This is a genomic window from Phreatobacter sp. GW821-FHT04C01 (assembly GCF_059420385.1).
Map to the genome: position 1 here is coordinate 1 of NZ_JBWKTP010000023.1, position 18523 is coordinate 18523.

Annotated in this window: 15 protein-coding genes and 1 tRNA gene; 2 read left to right on the forward strand and 14 right to left on the reverse strand. The window is 64.4% G+C overall.

Features of this window, described 5'->3' with window-relative positions; all coding sequences use genetic code 11:
• Positions 1-144 precede the first annotated feature (144 nt).
• The 3 genes from fusA to rpsL form a co-directional block, all read right to left on the reverse strand.
• A complete protein-coding gene (gene fusA, locus AC07WJ_RS36930) occupies positions 145-2220 on the reverse strand; it encodes an elongation factor G (RefSeq protein ID WP_494939730.1) in 2076 nt (691 codons plus the stop codon).
• Between the two features lie 39 nt (positions 2221-2259).
• Positions 2260-2730, reverse strand: a complete 471-nt coding sequence (rpsG, locus tag AC07WJ_RS36935) for a 30S ribosomal protein S7 (protein ID WP_136964107.1) — start codon at positions 2728-2730, stop codon at positions 2260-2262.
• 82 nt (positions 2731-2812) lie between these two features.
• The gene (gene rpsL / locus AC07WJ_RS36940) at positions 2813-3184 is read right to left on the reverse strand and encodes a 30S ribosomal protein S12 (RefSeq protein ID WP_038312203.1); all 372 of its coding nucleotides are present in this window, start codon (positions 3182-3184) and stop codon (positions 2813-2815) included.
• Between the two features lie 760 nt (positions 3185-3944).
• Here rpsL and AC07WJ_RS36945 point away from each other — a divergent pair.
• Both AC07WJ_RS36945 and AC07WJ_RS36950 read left to right on the forward strand, forming a co-directional pair.
• A complete protein-coding gene (locus AC07WJ_RS36945; protein ID WP_494939731.1) occupies positions 3945-4259 on the forward strand; it encodes a hypothetical protein in 315 nt (104 codons plus the stop codon).
• Positions 4260-4391: 132 nt separating this feature from the next.
• Positions 4392-4784 (forward strand): hypothetical protein, encoded by a 393-nt coding sequence (locus tag AC07WJ_RS36950; RefSeq protein ID WP_494939732.1) that lies wholly within the window; start codon positions 4392-4394, stop codon positions 4782-4784.
• A gap of 94 nt (positions 4785-4878) precedes the next feature.
• Here AC07WJ_RS36950 and rpoC read toward each other — a convergent pair whose 3' ends face one another.
• The 11 genes from rpoC to AC07WJ_RS37005 all read right to left on the reverse strand — a co-directional run.
• Positions 4879-9084: a DNA-directed RNA polymerase subunit beta' gene (gene rpoC, locus AC07WJ_RS36955; protein WP_494939733.1), complete on the reverse strand. Its 4206-nt coding sequence runs from the start codon at positions 9082-9084 to the stop codon at positions 4879-4881.
• A gap of 121 nt (positions 9085-9205) precedes the next feature.
• Positions 9206-13333: a DNA-directed RNA polymerase subunit beta gene (rpoB, locus tag AC07WJ_RS36960; RefSeq protein ID WP_494939734.1), complete on the reverse strand. Its 4128-nt coding sequence runs from the start codon at positions 13331-13333 to the stop codon at positions 9206-9208.
• Positions 13334-13614: 281 nt separating this feature from the next.
• On the reverse strand, positions 13615-13986 hold the full coding sequence (gene rplL / locus AC07WJ_RS36965; RefSeq protein WP_494939735.1) for a 50S ribosomal protein L7/L12: 372 nt from the start codon (positions 13984-13986) through the stop codon (positions 13615-13617).
• A gap of 51 nt (positions 13987-14037) precedes the next feature.
• The gene (gene rplJ, locus AC07WJ_RS36970) at positions 14038-14556 is read right to left on the reverse strand and encodes a 50S ribosomal protein L10 (protein ID WP_494939736.1); all 519 of its coding nucleotides are present in this window, start codon (positions 14554-14556) and stop codon (positions 14038-14040) included.
• A 634-nt stretch (positions 14557-15190) separates the two neighbouring features.
• Positions 15191-15883, reverse strand: a complete 693-nt coding sequence (gene rplA, locus AC07WJ_RS36975; protein ID WP_494939737.1) for a 50S ribosomal protein L1 — start codon at positions 15881-15883, stop codon at positions 15191-15193.
• A 4-nt stretch (positions 15884-15887) separates the two neighbouring features.
• Entirely contained in the window at positions 15888-16316 is a 429-nt protein-coding gene (rplK, locus tag AC07WJ_RS36980) for a 50S ribosomal protein L11 (protein WP_494939738.1), read from the reverse strand.
• Between the two features lie 162 nt (positions 16317-16478).
• On the reverse strand, positions 16479-17009 hold the full coding sequence (gene nusG / locus AC07WJ_RS36985; protein WP_136964115.1) for a transcription termination/antitermination protein NusG: 531 nt from the start codon (positions 17007-17009) through the stop codon (positions 16479-16481).
• A 13-nt stretch (positions 17010-17022) separates the two neighbouring features.
• Positions 17023-17220, reverse strand: a complete 198-nt coding sequence (gene secE, locus AC07WJ_RS36990; RefSeq protein WP_494939739.1) for a preprotein translocase subunit SecE — start codon at positions 17218-17220, stop codon at positions 17023-17025.
• Positions 17221-17434: 214 nt separating this feature from the next.
• Positions 17435-18193, reverse strand: coding sequence for a transporter substrate-binding domain-containing protein (locus AC07WJ_RS36995; protein ID WP_494939740.1), 759 nt, complete (start codon positions 18191-18193; stop codon positions 17435-17437).
• Between the two features lie 94 nt (positions 18194-18287).
• Positions 18288-18363, reverse strand: a tRNA-Trp gene (locus tag AC07WJ_RS37000).
• An 81-nt stretch (positions 18364-18444) separates the two neighbouring features.
• Positions 18445-18523 (reverse strand): EF-Tu C-terminal domain-related protein (locus AC07WJ_RS37005; RefSeq protein ID WP_445482846.1); only part of this gene is annotated, 79 nt, incomplete at its 5' end.

Consider the following 18523-nt stretch of genomic DNA (forward strand, 5'->3'; position numbering starts at 1 on the left):
TCTTGCCATGGTCGACGTGACCAATCGTGCCGATGTTGCAGTGCGGCTTGTTGCGTGCGAACTTTTCCTTGGCCATGACGGCCTCCTTCAATCTTCGCTCCGACGTCGGGTCTTCAGACCCCAGTCGATAGGTGCGACCAACGCTTACGCGTATTTGGCCTGGACATCGGCGGCGACGTTGGACGGCGCCTGTTCATAGTGGCTGAACTGCATGGTGTAGCTGGCACGGCCCTGGCTGAACGAACGCAGCTGGTTGACGTAGCCGAACATGTTCATCAGCGGCACCTTGGCGTGAACGACATTGGCGTTGCCGCGCATGTCCTGGCCCTGGATCTGGCCACGCCGGGAGTTCAGGTCGCCGATGACCGAGCCGGTATATTCTTCCGGCGTCACGACTTCGACGCTCATGATCGGCTCGAGCAGAACCGAGCCGCACTTCTGCAGCGCTTCACGCATGGCAGCGCGCGAGGCGATTTCGAAGGCCAGCGCCGAGGAGTCGACTTCGTGGTAGGCGCCGTCGATCAGCGTCACCTTGATGTCGACCACCGGGAAGCCGGCGATGATGCCCGCGCCCATGACCGAGTTGAGGCCCTTTTCGACGCCCGGCAGATATTCCTTCGGAACCGAACCGCCGATGACCTTCGACTCGAACTCGAAACCCTTGCCGGGCTCGTTCGGCTCGACCACGAACTTCACCCGGGCGAACTGACCGGTACCACCGGTCTGCTTCTTGTGGGTGTAGTCGATCTCGGCCTTCTTGGTGATCTTCTCGCGGAAGGCCACCTGCGGAGCGCCGACGCTGACGTCGACCTTGTGGGTGCGGCGCAGGATGTCGACCTTGATGTCGAGATGCAGTTCGCCCATGCCCTTGATACGGGTCTGGCCGGACTCGGCATCGGTCGACACGCGGAAGGACGGGTCCTCGCTGGCAAGCTTGATCAGCGCCAGCGCCATCTTTTCCTGGTCGGCCTTGGTCTTCGGCTCGATCGCCATCTCGATGACCGGCTCGGGGAATTCCATGCGCTCCAGGATCACCGGCTTGCTGGGATCGCAGAGCGTATCGCCGGTGCGGGTGTCCTTCAGGCCGACCAGCGCCACGATGTCGCCGGCATAGGCCTCGGCGATTTCCTCGCGGTTGTTGGCGTGCATGAGAACCATGCGGCCGACGCGCTCGGTCTTCTCGCGGCTGGAATTGAGCAGGCTGGTGCCCTTCTCCAGCTTGCCCGAATAGATGCGGCAGAAGGTCAGGACGCCGTACTGGTCGTCCATGATCTTGAAGCCGAGCAGCGACAGCGGCTCGCTGTCCGACGACTTGCGCTCGATCTCGCTGTCGTTGCGCGGATCGATGCCCTTGATCGCGGGCACGTCGACCGGCGACGGCAGGTAATCGACCACCGCGTCGAGCAGGGTCTGGACGCCCTTGTTCTTGAACGCCGAACCGGCGAGCACCGGGAAGAACGCGCCGTTCAGCACGGCCTTGCGGATCAGGCGCTTCAGGGTCGCCTCATCCGGCTCGGTGCCGTCGAGATAGGCGGCCATAGCGTCGTCGTCGAGTTCGACGGCGGCTTCGACCAGCTCGTTACGATATTTGGCGGCCTTTTCCTTGAGATCCTCGGGGATCTCCAGGTCCGCGTTGAACTCGGCGCCGAGCGCCTCGCCCGACCAGACCACGGCCTTCATGCGGACCAGATCGACGACGCCCTTGAAATTGCTTTCGGCGCCGATCGGCAGCTGAATCGGAACCGGCTTGGCGCCGAGACGCTTCTTGATGTCGTCCAGGCACATGTAGAAGTCTGCGCCGGTCTTATCCATCTTGTTGGCGAAGACGATGCGCGGAACCTTGTACTTGTCGCCCTGGCGCCAGACGGTCTCGGTCTGCGGCTCGACGCCCTGGTTGGAGTCGAGCACGCAAACGGCGCCGTCGAGCACGCGCAGCGAACGCTCGACTTCGATGGTGAAGTCGACGTGGCCGGGGGTGTCGATGATGTTCAGGCGCTTGCCCGCCCAATGGGCGGTCGTCGCGGCCGACGTGATCGTGATGCCGCGCTCCTGCTCCTGCTCCATGAAGTCCATGGTCGCGGCGCCGTCATGGACTTCGCCGATACGGTGGGACTTGCCGGTATAATAGAGGATCCGCTCGGTCGTCGTCGTCTTGCCCGCATCGATGTGGGCCATGATGCCGAAATTGCGGTAGTCCTCGATCGCGTGGGTGCGCGGCATGATCGTGATCCTTCAGGTCCGTCGGGGGCCTGGGTTTCGTTACCAGCGGTAGTGCGAGAACGCGCGGTTGGCTTCCGCCATCTTGTGCGTGTCTTCGCGCTTCTTCACGGCGTTACCGCGGTTGTTGGAAGCATCGAGAAGCTCGGCAGAGAGCTTGTCGACCATGGTCTTGTCGTTGCGCGACCGGGCGGCCTGGATCAGCCAGCGGATCGCGAGCGCCTGGCGGCGATCGGGGCGAACCTCGACCGGCACCTGGTAGGTGGCGCCGCCGACGCGCCGCGACCGAACCTCGATCGCCGGCATGACGTTCTCGAGCGCCGACTGGAACACCGTCAGCGGCTCCTGCTTCGTCTTGGCTTCGATGATATCGAAGGCGCCATAGACGATCTGTTCAGCAGCGGATTTCTTGCCTTCGTACATGACCGAGTTCATGAACTTGGTCAGCACGACGTTCCCGTACTTGGCGTCCGGGATGATTTCCCGCTTCTCTGCCCGGTGACGACGCGACATCGTTCTCTCCGTAAACTTCTAGAGCCACCAGCGCTCCGGCCCGACGCAAACCGCGTCTCGGCCGGAGCAGCCAGTGGAAACCTCACTTCGGACGCTTGGCGCCGTACTTCGAACGGCGCTGCTTGCGGTTCTTCACGCCCTGCGTATCGAGCACACCGCGCAGGATGTGGTAGCGAACGCCGGGAAGATCCTTGACGCGACCGCCACGGATCATGACGACCGAGTGCTCCTGAAGGTTGTGGCCTTCACCCGGGATATAACCAATGACCTCGAAGCCGTTGGTAAGACGCACCTTGGCGACCTTGCGGAGCGCCGAGTTCGGCTTCTTCGGGGTCGTCGTATAGACGCGTGTGCAGACACCACGCTTCTGCGGGCAGCCCTCCATGTGGCGGGACTTTTCGCGGTAGGTGCGCGGCTGACGCGGCTTGCGGATCAGCTGGTTGACGGTCGGCATCGGCGGCCTTGTCCTTAAACCTTACGAGGTCCGGCTGCCCGGTCCCCACCAAAGCGTGGAACGTCCGTCTCATTAGCGAAACGAACAACCGGACGCTCAGCCTGCCTGTGAAGGCAAACGGCGCCCGGCGAAAACAGAGGATCACCCGCGATGAAGCGAGGCGATCATGCAATCGGATCTGACTGACGTCAGGCGGCGTAGTCTCGGTTTGCTTCGGTCAGGGGGCGGTGGACCGCCACGGGACCGGGTGTGCAACCGACGTACGCCGGAAGAGTGAGCGGGCATTACACGCTGACTCGCGCTCCGTCAAGCGTTTGGGTGTGTTGACCCGGCCAACGACGCGATGTTTCGTTTACCGCCCCCGTGACGAAACGATTAACGCGCCCGGTTGCGGCACCGCAGCCGGTGCATCCCCTGCCCGCGCCGTTCCATAGCGCTTCGCGGCCGGATTGTCGCCCCCTGTCGAATCGGCGACATACGTAGATCCACGGCATGTGCGCGCTTGGCTTCTCGCGCATATTGCCCTATCGGAAGCTCGCGGCATGGCCTTTTCAAGGCGGTGCCGGGGGGACTGATGGGGGGATTCGATCACTGCGTCGGCCGAAGCAGGCCGTGCGACGATCAGATCTGGGCTTTCGGCATTCATGAGTGCCGACGCCCTTTTGGAGAGGAATGACCTATCATGACTTTTAAAGGCATAGTGTTTGCTGCCATGGCGGCGATTGCGGTTGCAGGCTCGGTCGGCGCGTCGGCGCCGGCCATGGCTCAGACCGACCGGGATGGCCAGCAGCGCTGGATCAACATCGTCAACCGGTCGGGCGTCGAGATTCGCGAATTCTACATGACCGATGTCGACACCCGCGGCTGGGGCGACGACCGCCTCGGCCAGGAGACGATCGACGACGGCGATTCCATGCGGATCGTGCCGACGCGGCGCCAGCGCGACCGCGGTTACTGCCAGTACGACATGCTCGTCGTGTTCTCCAACAATGCCCGCGTCGAGCGGCGCGGCGTGAACCTGTGTGCGACGACCAATCTCGTCTGCAACTCGACCCGGCAGTGCCGGGCCCAGTAAGGCCGGACGTCCACCGCGCCTGATCACGGAAATGGAAGGGCCACCTGCGTGTGGCCCTTTTTGTTGGCATGTCGCCGCCTCGAGCGCGCCCCGGCGCGATCACGGCGGTGACCGCATGAAGGACTCATCGAAATGAAGTCGAAGAACGTCTCGGTCGCCGCCATGGCGGCCGCGGTCCTGTTCGGCTGCCTCGGCGCCGCCCTGGCGGCCGGCACGCCGTCCGACGCCGACGGCCAGCAGCGCTGGCTCAATGTCGTCAACCGCTCGAATGTGCCGATCTACCGGTTCCATATGACCGATGTCGACACGCGCGGCTGGGGCAACGACCTGCTCGGCCGGCGCGTCGTCGATCCCGGCCGGGCCGCTCGCGTCTTCCCCCATCCCGTCCAGAGCGACCGCGGCTATTGCCGCTTCGACATCCTGGTGGTGTTCGAGGATCACAGCCGCTTCGAGCAGCGCCAGGTCAATATCTGCCGCGCCAGCACCCTGGTCTGCAGCCGGCCCGGCTCCTGCCGACTGCAATAGGCCGCCTCCGGAGCGCAAAGCACAAAAAAGGGCCGCCCCGAGGGGCGGCCCTTTTCTTATGGGTGAGACAGGGGGCGATGCCCCTGCCCCGACATCACACCTGCGGAGCTTCGATCGCGGCGAGCTCCACCGGCGCGGCACCGGCCTGGACGCCGGCGGTCTTCTGCTTCTCGTCCAGGATCAGGTCGTCGCGCTTGGTGGCGATCTCGCGGATCCGGCTCATGGTCGCGCCGGTACCCGCCGGGATCAGGCGGCCGACGATGACATTCTCCTTGAGGCCTTCCAGCGTGTCGGACTTGCCGTTGACGGCAGCTTCCGTGAGCACGCGGGTGGTCTCCTGGAACGAGGCGGCCGAGATGAACGACCGGGTCTGCAGCGAGGCCTTGGTGATGCCGAGCAGAACCGGCAGGCCGGAGGCCGGCCGCTTGTTCTTGTCGTCCTTGATGGCCTCGTTGGCTTCCTCGAGCTCCGTCTGGTCGACCTGGTCGCCCTGGATCAGATCGGTGTCGCCGGGATCGGTGACCTCGACCTTCTGCAGCATCTGGCGAACGATCACCTCGATATGCTTGTCGTTGATGACGACGCCCTGCAACCGGTAGACTTCCTGGATTTCGTTGACGAGGTAAGCTGCGAGCTCCTCCACGCCCTTGACCGCCAGGATGTCGTGCGGCGCCGGATTGCCGTCGACGATGAAGTCGCCCTTCTGCACCTCGTCGCCGTCCTGCAAGTGGATGTGCTTGCCCTTCGGGATCAGGTATTCGGCCGCATCGAGCTCGGCCTCGAAAGGCTCGATCGTCAGGCGGCGCTTCTGCTTGTAGTCCTTGCCGAAGCGCACCACGCCCGAGACTTCCGCGATGATCGCGGCGTCCTTCGGCCGGCGGGCCTCGAACAGTTCGGCGACACGCGGCAGACCGCCGGTGATGTCACGCGTCTTGGCGCTTTCCAGCGGGATACGGGCAATGACGTCGCCGCCATAGACCTGTGCCCCGGCATCGGCCGAGATGACCGCTTCCACCGCCAGCGCGTAACGGGCATCCGTGCCGCGCGGCAGCTTCTGGATCTTGCCGTTCGAGTCCTTGATCACCAGCGCCGGCTTCAGGTCGGCCGAACGCGTCGAGGTCCGCCAATCGATGACGATACGCTTGGTGAAGCCCGTCGATTCGTCGGTGGTCTCGGCGATCGACTGGCCGTCGACCAGATCCTCGAAGCCGAGGATACCGTCGATCTCGGTGATGATCGGCCGGGTATAGGGGTCCCACTCGGCGATGCGCTGGCCGCGCTTCACCTTCGAGCCCTCGTCGACCCTCAGCTTGGCGCCGTACTGGATACGGTGCGTCGCGCGCTCGGAGCCGTCGGCATCGACGATGATCACCGCCATGTTGCGGCCCATCACGATGAGTTCGCCGTCCGAGTTCTTCACCACGCTGCGGTTGCGGATCCGGATCGTGCCCTCGAAGGTCGCCTCGATGAACGAGGTGTCGACCACCTGCGCCGCGCCACCGATGTGGAACGTGCGCATGGTGAGCTGCGTACCCGGCTCGCCGATCGACTGCGCGGCGATGACGCCGACAGCCTCGCCGATATTGACCGGCGTACCGCGGGCGAGATCGCGACCGTAGCACTGGCCGCAGACGCCGACCTTGGTCTCGCAGGTGAGCACCGAGCGGATCTTCACCTCCTGGATGCCGGCGGCGGTGATCGCCTCGACGTCCTTCTCCAGGATCATCCGGCCGGCTTCCACCAGCACCGCGCCCGAGGACGGGTCGGTGACGGTAACGGCGGCCGAACGGCCGAGGATGCGGTGGCCGAGGGTGGCCACCACCTGGCCGGCGTCGACGATCGCCCGCATGCCGATGCCCTTGTCGGTATGGCAATCGACCTCGGTGATGATGCAGTCCTGCGCCACGTCGACCAGACGACGGGTCAGGTAACCCGAGTTGGCCGTCTTCAAGGCGGTGTCGGCCAGACCCTTGCGGGCGCCGTGGGTGGAGTTGAAGTACTCCATCACGGACAGGCCTTCCTTGAAGTTCGAGATGATCGGGGTCTCGATGATCTCGCCCGAAGGCTTGGCCATCAGACCGCGCATCGCCGCGAGCTGGCGCATCTGGGTCGGCGAACCACGGGCACCCGAGTGGCTCATCATGTAGATCGAGTTGATCGGCTTGTCCTGGCCGTTGGCGTCCTTCTGGACCGCCGAGATGCGGCCCATCATTTCCTGCGCCAGACGATCCGAGCACTTGGCCCAGGCGTCCACGACCTTGTTGTACTTTTCGCCATAGGTGATCAGGCCGTCGAGATACTGCTGCTCGTAGTCCTTGGTGAGCGAGCGGGTCTCTTCGACGATCGGCCACTTGTTGTCCGGCACGACCATGTCGTCCTTGCCGAACGAAATGCCGGCCTTGTAGGCATGGTAGAAGCCCAGCGCCATGATCCGGTCGCAGAAGATGACCGATTCCTTCTGGCCGCAATGGCGGTAGACGGTGTCGATCATCGCCGAGATCTCCTTCTTCGTCATCAGCTTGTTGGCTGCGTCGAAGGGAACCTTGGTGGAGCGCGGCAGGAGCTGGCCGAGCAGAACGCGACCGGGCGTGGTGTCATACATGCGCCGGACTTCGTTGCCGTCGGCGTCGAGGCCCTCCCAGCGATACCGGATCTTGGTATGCAGGGTGACGACCTTCTGGGTCAGGGCATGCTCGAGCTCGCCGATATTGGCGAAGGCCTTGCCCTGCCCGGGCATGCCGTCCGACATCAGCGACACGTAATAGAGGCCGAGCACGATATCCTGCGACGGTACGATGATCGGCGCGCCGTTGGCAGGATGCAGGATGTTGTTGGTCGACATCATCAGGACGCGCGCTTCCAGCTGCGCTTCGAGCGACAGCGGAACGTGCACGGCCATCTGGTCGCCGTCGAAGTCGGCGTTGAACGCCGAGCAGACCAGCGGATGCAGCTGGATCGCCTTGCCCTCGATCAGCACCGGCTCGAAGGCCTGGATGCCGAGGCGGTGCAGGGTCGGAGCGCGGTTCAGGAGAACCGGATGCTCGCGGATGACCTCGTCGAGGATATCCCAGACCTCCGGACGCTCCTTCTCGACCAGCTTCTTCGCCTGCTTGACGGTGGCCGACAGGCCCTTGGCGTCGAGCCGGGCATAGATGAACGGCTTGAACAGCTCGAGCGCCATCTTCTTCGGCAGGCCGCACTGGTGCAGCTTCATTTCCGGGCCGACGACGATGACCGAACGGCCGGAATAGTCGACGCGCTTGCCGAGCAGGTTCTGGCGGAACCGGCCCTGCTTGCCCTTCAGCATGTCGGCGAGCGACTTCAGCGGGCGCTTGTTGGCGCCCGTGATGACGCGGCCGCGGCGGCCGTTGTCGAACAGCGCATCGACCGCTTCCTGAAGCATGCGCTTCTCGTTGCGGATGATGATGTCGGGCGCGCGCAGCTCGATCAGCCGCTTCAGGCGGTTGTTGCGGTTGATGACGCGGCGGTAGAGGTCGTTCAGATCCGAGGTGGCGAAGCGGCCGCCGTCCAGCGGCACCAGCGGACGCAGGTCCGGCGGGATCACCGGCACGACGGTCAGGATCATCCACTCGGGCTTGTTGCCCGACTGAATGAAGGCCTCGATGATCTTCAGGCGCTTGGCGAGCTTCTTCGGCTTCAGCTCGGTGGTGGCCTCCGAGATCTCCTTGCGGGTGTCGGCGGCGAGCTTCTCCAGGTCCAGGCCGCGCAGCAGCTCACGGATCGCCTCGGCGCCGATCATGGCGGTGAAGCTGTCGTCGCCGTACTCGTCCTGGGCGCGGATATACTCTTCCTCGGACAGGAGCTGGCGCTCCTTGAGGGCGGTCAGGCCCGGCTCGAGGACGACGTAATATTCGAAATAGAGGATCCGCTCGAGATCCTTGAGCGGCATGTCGAGCAAGAGGCCGATGCGGCTCGGCAGCGACTTCAGGAACCAGATATGGGCGACCGGGGCGGCCAGCTCGATATGGCCCATGCGCTCGCGGCGCACCCGCGAGAGGGTGACCTCGACGCCGCACTTCTCGCAGATGATGCCCTTGTACTTCATCCGCTTGTACTTGCCGCACAAGCACTCGTAGTCCTTGATCGGCCCGAAGATGCGGGCGCAGAACAGGCCGTCGCGCTCGGGCTTGAACGTGCGGTAGTTGATCGTCTCCGGCTTCTTGATCTCACCGAACGACCACGACAGGATCTTTTCCGGGCTCGCGATCGAGATCTTGATCTGATCGAAAGTCGCCGGCTGCGTCGTCGGATTAAAGAGATTCGCGACCTCTTGGTTCATCGCCGTCTCCAAAGCCCCGGTTTACCGGGAGAAAATCCGGGCCGGGGCGAAACGCTCCCGACCGATGTGAACATCTTGTCCGGGATCGGGCGAACCCGATCCCGTAATAAGCGTCGAACGATTACTCGGCTGCCTGCCGGCCGACGTCGTCGGGGCCGCGCACCTGCTTGGTGGAGGCGAGCTCGACATTGAGGCCGAGCGACCGCATTTCCTTGACCAGCACGTTGAAGCTTTCGGGGATGCCGGCCTCGAAGGTGTCGTCGCCACGGACGATCGCCTCGTAGACCTTGGTACGGCCGGCGACGTCGTCCGACTTCACCGTCAGCATCTCCTGCAGCGTATAGGCCGCGCCATAGGCCTCGAGCGCCCAGACTTCCATTTCGCCGAAGCGCTGGCCGCCGAACTGCGCCTTGCCGCCCAGCGGCTGCTGGGTGACGAGCGAGTAAGGGCCGATGGAACGGGCGTGGATCTTGTCGTCCACGAGGTGGTGCAGCTTCAACATGTAGATATAGCCGACCGTCACCTGACGATCGAAGCCCTCGCCGGTCTTGCCGTCGAACAGCTTCACCTGACCGGAATGGTTCAGGCCGGCGGTATCCAGCATATGCTCGATATCGGCTTCCTTCGCGCCGTCGAAGACCGGCGTGGCGAAATGGACGCCGCGACGCGTATTGCGTGCGAGTTCCGCCAGGTTCGGTTCGTCGAGCGCCAGGATCTGGGCGTCGTCGCCATAGATCTTGTCGAAGGTTTCCCGGAGCGGCTTGACGTCCTTCGACTTCATATAGGCGTCGTAGGCTTGTCCGACCATCTTGCCGAGACCGGCGGCGGCCCATCCGAGATGGGTCTCCAGGATCTGTCCGACGTTCATGCGGCTCGGCACGCCGAGCGGATTCAGCACGATGTCGACGGCGGTGCCGTCCTCGAGGAACGGCATGTCCTCCAGCGGCACGATCCGCGACACGACACCCTTGTTGCCGTGACGGCCGGCCATCTTGTCGCCCGGCTGGATCTTGCGCTTCACCGCCACGAAGACCTTGACCATCTTCATGACGCCCGGCGGCAGTTCGTCGCCGCGCTGGAGCTTTTCCACCTTGTCGAGGAAGCGCTGCTCGAGGCGGCGCTTCGATTCGTCGTACTGCTTCCGCATGGCCTCGATATCGGCCATCAGCGCATCGTCGGCGACACCGAAGGCCCACCACTGGCCACGGGGGAATTCCGTGATCAGGTCGCGGGTCAGCAGCGTGTCCTTCTTGAAGCCCTTCGGCCCGGCGATGCCGGTCTTGTTCTCCAGGACTTCGGCGAGGCGCCCATAGACGTTGCGGTCGAGGATCGCCTGCTCGTCGTCGCGGTCCTTGGCGAGGCGTTCGATCTCCTCGCGTTCGATCGCCTGGGCACGCTCGTCCTTGTCGACGCCGTGGCGGTTGAACACGCGGACTTCGACCACCGTGCCGGTGACGCCCGGCGGCACGCGCAGCGAGGTGTCGCGGACATCCGAGGCCTTTTCACCGAAGATCGCCCTGAGCAGCTTCTCTTCCGGCGTCATCGGGCTCTCGCCCTTCGGCGTGATCTTGCCAACCAGGATGTCGCCCGGCTGCATTTCCGCGCCGATATAGACGATGCCGGCTTCGTCGAGGTTCTTCAGCGCCTCTTCCGACACGTTCGGAATGTCGCGCGTGATTTCCTCAGGGCCCAGCTTGGTGTCGCGGGCCATGACCTCGAACTCCTCGATATGGATCGAGGTGAACACGTCTTCCTTGACGATCCGCTCGGACAGCAGGATCGAGTCCTCGAAGTTGTAGCCGTTCCACGGCATGAACGCGACGAGCACGTTGCGGCCGAGCGCCAGATCGCCGAGATCGGTCGACGGGCCGTCGGCCAGGATCTCGCCCTTCTTGACGATGTCGCCGACACGCACCAGCGGACGCTGGTTGATGCAGGTGTTCTGGTTGGAACGCTGGAACTTCATCAGCCGGTAGATGTCGACGCCCGACTTGGTCGGATCGAGATCTTCGGTCGCGCGGATAACGATACGGGTCGCGTCGACCTGGTCGACCACGCCGGTCCGGCGGGCGGCGATCGCCGCTCCCGAATCGCGTGCCACCACGGCTTCCATGCCGGTGCCGACGAAAGGCGCATCCGCCTTCACCAGCGGCACGGCCTGGCGCTGCATGTTCGAGCCCATCAGAGCGCGGTTGGCGTCATCGTTCTCGAGGAACGGAATGAGCGCGGCCGCGACCGACACCAGCTGCTTCGGCGACACGTCCATGAAATCGACGCGGTCGACCGGCAGCAGCAGGACTTCACCGGCCTGGCGGCAGATGATCAGGTCTTCGACGAACTTGCCCGACTTGTCGATCGGCGCGTTGGCCTGGGCCACCGCATATTTGCCCTCTTCCATGGCCGACAGATAGATCACCTCGTCGGTGACCCGGCCGTCGCGCACCTTGCGGTAGGGCGTTTCGATGAAGCCGTATTTGTTGACGCGGGCGAAGGTCGCCAGCGAATTGATCAGGCCGATATTCGGACCTTCCGGCGTCTCGATCGGGCAGATACGGCCGTAATGCGTCGGATGCACGTCGCGCACCTCGAAGCCGGCGCGCTCACGCGACAGACCGCCCGGTCCAAGCGCCGAGAGGCGGCGCTTGTGGGTGATCTCCGACAGCGGATTGGTCTGGTCCATGAACTGCGAAAGCTGCGACGAGCCGAAGAACTCGCGCACGGCGGCAGCCGCCGGCTTGGCGTTGATCAGGTCCTGCGGCATGACGGTGTCGATCTCGACCGACGACATGCGCTCCTTGATCGCCCGCTCCATGCGCAGCAGACCGACGCGGTACTGGTTCTCCATGAGCTCGCCGACCGAACGCACGCGGCGGTTGCCGAGGTGGTCGATGTCGTCGATCTCGCCCTTGCCGTCACGCAGTTCGACCAGCGTCTTGACCACCGCCAGGATGTCGTCCTTGCGCAGGATGCGCACGGTGTCCTCGGCGGTCAGGTCGAGGCGCATGTTCATCTTCACGCGGCCGACCGCGGAGAGGTCGTAGCGCTCGCTGTCGAAGAACAGCGAATGGAACATGGCTTCCGCGGTGTCGACGGTCGGCGGCTCGCCCGGGCGCATCACCCGGTAGATGTCGAACAGCGCGTCCTCGCGCGTCATGTTCTTGTCGCCGACCAGCGTGTTGCGGATATAGGCGCCGATGGTGATGTGATCGATGTCGAGCGTCTCGATGTCGTGGTAGCCCTCGGCCACCAGCGTCTTGAGCATCTTCTCGGTGATCTCGTCGCCGGCCTCGGCATAGATCTCGCCGGTCTTCATGTTGACCATGTCTTCGGCGAGATAGCGGCCAGCCAGCTCTTCCGCGGTCATGCGGAGCGCCTTCAGGCCCTTTTCGGCAAGCTTCTTGGCGTCGCGGACGGCGAGCTTCTTGCCCGCTTCCAGCACGACTTCGCCGCTGTCGGCGTCGATCAGGTCGGTGGTGGTCTTGTACCCGCGCATACGCGCCGGGTCGTAAGGCATCCGCCAGCCGTCCTTCTTGTCCTTCGAAACCGTGATGTGGTTGTAGAAGGTCGAGAGGATCTCTTCGTTGTCCATGCCCAGCGCATAGAGCAGCGACGTCACCGGGATCTTCCGGCGCCGGTCGATACGGGCAAAGACGATGTCCTTCGCGTCGAACTCGATATCGAGCCACGAGCCGCGATAGGGGATGATGCGCGCGGCGAACAGGAGCTTGCCCGAGGAGTGGGTCTTGCCCTTGTCGTGATCGAAGAACACGCCCGGCGAACGGTGCATCTGCGAGACGATGACGCGCTCGGTGCCGTTGACGATGAAGGTGCCGTTGGAGGTCATGAGCGGGATATCGCCCATGTAGACGTCCTGCTCCTTGATGTCCTTGACCGACTTGGCGCCGGTATCGGCATCCACATCGAACACGATCAGGCGCAGCGTCACCTTCAGGGGGGCCGCGAAGGTCATGCCGCGCTGGCGGCACTCGTCAACGTCGTATTTCGGCGGCTCGAACTCGTATTTCACGAACTCCAGCATGGCGCTGCCGGAGAAATCGGTGATCGGGAACACCGACTTGAAGACCGCCTGCAGTCCCTCGTCGAGACGTCCGCCCCGCGGTTCGTCGACCATCAGGAACTGGTCATAGGACGACTTCTGAACCTCGATGAGGTTCGGCATCGTCGCCACTTCCCTGATTTTACCGAAGAACTTGCGGAACCGCTTGCGGCCGGTGAAGGTCTGAGCCATGTCGCTCCCTCGCTTGGGCCGCTCGGCGTCGGCGGCGGCCCTGGTCCCAGCGGCAGAAACGGTCATCAACGAACCATCTCTCCGCAGACGCCTGACCGGACGGTCCAAAACGGGTCGGTTTTCACCACCCTGGACCGTCCGGTCAAGCGTTCGACACCTGTTGCACTACGCGGGGCAAACCCGCGGATCGAAGACACGCCGCGACGCGGCGCTGGCCCCGCCGCAGTTGCCCGCGACGGGAAGGCACATGCGGGCGGCCTGAACGGCCGCCCGCACGCAAATCACTTGAGTTCGACCTTGGCGCCAGCGGCCTCGAGCTGCTTCTTGAGCTTCTCGGCCTCGTCCTTCGACACGGCTTCCTTGACGGCCTTCGGAGCGCCTTCGACCAGGTCCTTGGCTTCCTTCAGGCCCAGGCCGGTGATGGCGCGGACTTCCTTGATCACCTCGATCTTCTTCTCGCCGGCGGCGGCGAGAACGACGGTGAACTCGGTCTGCTCTTCGACCACGGCAGCGGCAGCGCCCGGGGCAGCGGCCACGGCGACGGCAGCGGCGGCCGAGACGCCCCACTTTTCTTCGAGCATCTTGGCGAGGTCAGCGGCCTCGAGGACGGTCAGCGACGAGAGTTCTTCGACGATTTTGGCGAGATCAGCCATTTCCAAACTTCCTTATTGATCGGTTCGAACCGTTAGAGTGTGAGAGGAGCCTCACGCAGCCTTGTCTCGGTCGGCATAAGCAGCGAACACACGCGCAAGCTTGGCAGCGGGCGCGGTCGAGAGCTGGGCAAGCTTGGTCGCGGGAGCCTGGATGAGGCCCACGAGCTTGGCGCGCAGTTCGTCGAGCGACGGCAGTGTGGCCAGAGCCTTCACCGCGTCGGGGTTCAGTGCGGTCTTACCCATCGCACCGCCGAGGACCACGAACTTTTCGTTGGCCTTGGCGAATTCGACGGCGACCTTCGGTGCCGCGACCGGATCATGGCTGACAGCCAGGATCGTGGGGCCCGTCAACAGGGCTCCAATGGACGCGACGTCCGTGCCTTCGAGAGCGATCTTCGCGAGGCGGTTTTTTGCGACCTTTACCGAAGCGCCCTGGGCCTTCATCTTGCGACGAAGGTCCTGCATCTGCGCGACGGTGAGGCCGGAATAGTGAGCGACGACGACGACGCTCGAGGTCTCGAAGACCTCCTTGAGCGAGCCGACGAGCTCTTTCTTTTCCGCGCGATCCACTTTTGCTCTCTCTAGGTCGAGGCGCCCTCGCGGGCCCCTCGGGTTGCACCTGCCGATCATCGGCTGCCGGTTTCGAGCCGGCCACCGAACGATCGACGTTCGGCCCTGTCCCCTCAGGACACCGCCGGATGTTGCCATCCGTCGGCCGAGGTGCATTGAGTTCGAACCGGTCCTTCGGCGTTGCCGCCGGTGAAACGGTCTTCACCCGTCTGTGCAGGCTTGGCGATTAAGAGGAGAAGCCCCCTCGCCTGCAGTCTCGGACAGGACATCCCGGCCGCATCCTCTCCTGGCCCTTCGGCGCGGAGACAAATTCGGCCGGCCTTGCCGCCCGGGTTGCCCCGAACGGAAGCTCGTTAAATTCGTATCGGACTCTGATCGAGGTCCCGGATCACTCCGCCGTCAGATCCTCGCTTGCGACCGCCGCGACAACTGCACAGCGATCCATGGCCCAAACGGAATCGGGGCGCGGTCACCCACACCCCAGGTCGGCTCATCTAGCAAAGGCTGTTCCACTTGCCAAGTGGAGAATACAATTTTTTCATTGACAATCGCGCGACAGCCCCCGGGAGACCCGGAGGGCGCACCACGGCAAATAGGTGGCGCGCCTTCCGTTTTCAATGGCTCGATGCCTTTATCAGGCGGAGAGCACGCTCGCCGTCTCGACTTTCAGGCCGGGGCCCATGGTCGAGGAGATCGCGATCTTCTGGACATAGGTGCCCTTGGCGCCGGTCGGCTTGGCCTTCACGACTGCGTCAGCGAAGGCCTTGATGTTCTCGACCAGCTTGGCCTGGTCGAACGAGGCCTTGCCGACCGCCGAGTGGATGATGCCGGCCTTCTCGACGCGGAACTCGACGGCGCCGCCCTTGGAGGCCTTCACCGCGCCGGTCACGTCCATGGTGACGGTTCCGACCTTCGGGTTCGGCATCATGCCGCGCGGGCCGAGCACCTTACCGAGGCGGCCGACCAGGCCCATCATGTCCGGCGTGGCGATGCAGCGATCGAATTCGATCTTGCCGCTCTGGACGATCTCGACGAGATCCTCCGCGCCGACGATGTCGGCACCGGCCTTCAGGGCCTCCTCGGCCTTCGGACCGCGCGCGAACACGGCGACCCGCAGCGTCCGGCCGGAGCCGTTCGGCAGGTTGCACACGCCGCGGACCATCTGGTCGGCATGACGCGGGTCGACGCCCAGATTCATGGCGATCTCGATCGTCTCGTCGAACTTGGCGGTGGCGCGCTCCTTGATGAGCTTCACTGCTTCGTCGATGGCGTAGGCCTTGTTGGCGTCGATGCCTTCGGCCGTCTTGCGATAACGCTTGCCGCTCATGATCTTACCCCACGACCTCGAGGCCCATGGAACGGGCCGAGCCTTCGATCATCGACGAGGCCGAGTCGACCGAGTCGCAGTTCATGTCGACCATCTTCGCCTTGGCGATCTCGGCGATCTGGGCGCGCGTGATCTTGCCGGCGAAGCCCTTGCCGACGGTCGGGTGACCCTTGTCGATCTTGGCCGCCTTCTTGAGGAAGTAGCTCACCGGGGGCTGCTTCATTTCGAAGGTGAAGGACCGGTCCTGATACGCGGTGATGATCACCGGGATCGGCACGCCCTTTTCCATCTGCTGGGTCTTCGCATTGAAGGCCTTGCAGAATTCCATGATGTTCAGACCGCGCTGGCCGAGCGCGGGGCCGATCGGCGGCGACGGGTTAGCGGCACCCGCCGGCACCTGCAGCTTGATAAAGCCGACGATTTTCTTCGCCATGATGACCTCCTAACAGACCCTCGGGGGGTCGTCGGGTTGGGTTTCGTGGTCGGGTTCGGAGAGCTGGCGGACCGCCTCCCCTCGCCTCCCACGGGTGAACGGAACGGCCAGGCCGTTCCGGCATGCGGCCGCCCGGGACAAGGCCCGGCCGGCCGGTTTCGATCAGAGCTTGTCGACCTGACCGAATTCCAGTTCGACCGGCGTCGGCCGGCCGAAGATCGAGACCGCGACCTTGACCCGCGCGCGGGCGTCGTCGACCTCTTCCACAAACCCTTCGAACGACGCGAAGGGACCGTCATTGACCTTGACCTTCTCGCCGACCTCGAAGGACACGGTGGCCTTCGGACGATCGACACCTTCCTGGACCTGCTGGGCGATGCGCATCGCCTCGGCTTCCGGGATCGGCATGGGCTTCTTGTCGGCGCCGAGGAAGCCGGTCACCTTCGGGGTGTTCTTGATCAGGTGATAGGCCTGATCGGTCATGTCCATCTTCACCAGGACGTAACCGGGGAAGAACTTGCGCTCGGTGTCGACCTTGCGGCCGCGGCGCACTTCCACCACCCGCTCCTTCGGCACCAGGATGTCCTCGAACAATTCGGACAGGCCGCGCTGGGCGGCACCCTCACGAATCGCCTCGGCGACCTTGTTCTCGAAGTTCGAATAGGCGTGAACGACGTACCACTGCTTCGCCATGCCGTCCTCCCGATCAGCTGCCGACCGAAAGGAGCGTCTGGACGCCCCAGCGGATGATGGAATCAGCGGCAAAGAAGAAGATCGCCGACACGACCATGAAGATGAAGACCATCATCGTGGTGATTCCGACTTCCTTGCGGGATGGCCAGGTGACCTTGTTGGCCTCCTGGCGAACCTGCTGCATGAACTCGAAAGGGTTGGTCTTGGCCATGAACTGAATCCGAACAAGGCCGATCACCGCCCTGGTCCATTTCGGACCGGAGCCGGCGCATCGGCCTCTCAAGAAGGAAGCACGTCCCGCCGGATGTCCGTCACCGGGCCGGCAGGGAGAGGGTCTGCTAACCGAAAGCAGGCGAGGCGTCAAGGAAAACGCCGATCGCGCGGGCACGGCCCACGGTGTTCAGGCCCCGGCCGGAGCCTGCCATTCAATAGCGCGGCGTGATCCGGTCGACGTCGCTGCCGCCGAAACCGTGGGCCCGCATCAGCGCGCGATGGGCGGGCGTGCCGAGAAAGCCTTCGAGCGCGGCATCGACGGCCTCGGCCAGCCCGTCATTGGCCTGCGTGAAGGCGAAGGCCCCCGTCTGCGCCGGCGCCATGATCTCGATGACCTCCAGGCCCTGCCCGCCGGTCTTGGCGAGATAGCCGCGATGGGCCATGGCGACGCTGGCATAGGCATCCACCTCGCCGCGCCGCACCGCCTCGGCGGCCTCGCCCTGGCTTGCGTAGATCACCACCTGGTGCGCCGCAATGCCCGCGGCCAAGGCTGCCTGATGCTGGATCTGGCCTTCGATCACGCCGAGACGCGCATGCCCCGCACCGGCGATCGCGGCATAGCCGGTCAGGCCTCGCGGATTGCCCGAGGCCACCAGCAGGCCGTCGGGCAGCGCCCAGATCGGGCGGCTGAAGGCAACCTGGCGAGCCCGCTCGGGCGTGACGAAAAGGCCCGTGGTCATCGTCCAGCGGCCGTCTGCAAGGCCCGGCAGCAGCGCGGCGAACTCGGTCATGACGAAGTCGACCGGACCGGCGCCGACCGCGGACAGGACATGGCGCGCGACCGCGATGTCGCAGCCGGTCACCTGCCCCGCGCCGTTCCGCCCGCAGAACGGCGGCTCCTCCAGGTAGGCGAAGACGAGCCGGTCTCGCCAGGACGGAGCGCCAATGCCGGCAATGTCGCGCCTCGTCATGCCCATGCTCCATAGCCGCGCGTGGCGGCACCAGGGCCTCGAGGATAGGGCCAAAAGAAAACCCCGGCGATGCCATCGCCGGGGTTTTCGAATTTGGCAGGGGCAGCAGGGTTCGAACCCGCGACCTGCGGTTTTGGAGACCGCCGCTCTACCAGCTGAGCTATACCCCTAAGAGGAACCGCTGAACGAGCCGCAGGATATAGTCCCCCGCGGCTCCCCGATCAATCGCGCGATGCGATTGATCCACGCAATTACTCGATGATGGACGCGACGACGCCGGCACCGACGGTGCGGCCGCCTTCGCGGATGGCGAAGCGCAGCTTCTCTTCC